Below are 837 nucleotides of genomic sequence, written 5' to 3'. Positions count from 1 at the left end.
GCCGTGTCGTCAAATGCCCGCCTGCTCGGCGACGCCTGGTGCGGCACTCCCCCAGCCTTCGGCCGGAGGTGCCCCCACGCTGCGTTGTCGAATCGTCCGGGCAGCCCACTACGAGGACGGCTCTCCGCCTTGCGAGTGCACCGCACCTGGGGGCACCTCCCAGCGGAGCTGGGGGAGCTCATGTGACGACACGACCTAGCCCTGCGGCAGCGCCGCGAAGAGGTCGACCGGGTTCCCGTCCGGGTCCAGGACCACGGCGTACCGCATCCCCCAGGGCGCGTCGAAGGGCTTCAGGTGCCCCGCGTACCCGGCCCCGGTCAGCTCGGCGAACGTCGCGTCCACCTCCTTCGGCCCGTCGCAGGTGAAGGCCAGCGCCATGCGGTGACCGCCCTGCGGCGGCGCCCAGGAGGAGTCGAACGACCGGACGGTCTCCACGGTGTCCCACGCCATCCGCAGCCCCCCGGGCAGCGCCACCTCCACATGCGGGTCCGCCTCCACCCCGGCGGGGATCTCCAGCCCCAGCCTGCGGTAGAAGGCCAGCGAGGCGGCCATGTCGGCCACGACGATCTCGACGACATCGAAACGAAGGGTCATGCCGCAACCGTAGGGTCGCGCCGCCCGGCCCGTCTTGAACGAATCGGACACGCACCGCCCCCGCCTCACGCGTCTTGCGCGGCGGAGCCGGTCAGCCGCGGGGGCGGGCCGGGGGGTCGTCCGTGGCACGGCCGAGCGGTGTGGCCGAGACGGAGTCGGTCTGGCGGGCGGAGGAGGCTGCGCGGCGCGGATCGGGGGAGCCGGTGCGGCGGTCCGGGCCGGGGGTCTCGGACGGCTCCGGGA

Annotated in this window: 1 protein-coding gene; it reads right to left on the bottom strand. The window is 74.1% G+C overall.

Going from position 1 to position 837, the window contains the following annotated elements:
• Nucleotides 1-195 precede the first annotated feature (195 nt).
• Nucleotides 196-594, bottom strand: coding sequence for a VOC family protein (locus PV341_RS45135; RefSeq protein ID WP_500361061.1), 399 nt, complete (start codon nucleotides 592-594; stop codon nucleotides 196-198).
• Between the last annotated feature and the right edge of the window lie 243 nt (nucleotides 595-837).

The organism is Streptomyces sp. PA03-1a (assembly GCF_033792805.1).
Lineage (GTDB): Bacteria > Actinomycetota > Actinomycetes > Streptomycetales > Streptomycetaceae > Actinacidiphila.
Note: the sequence above shows the minus strand (reverse complement) of the source record. Positions and strands in the feature narration are given on the sequence as shown.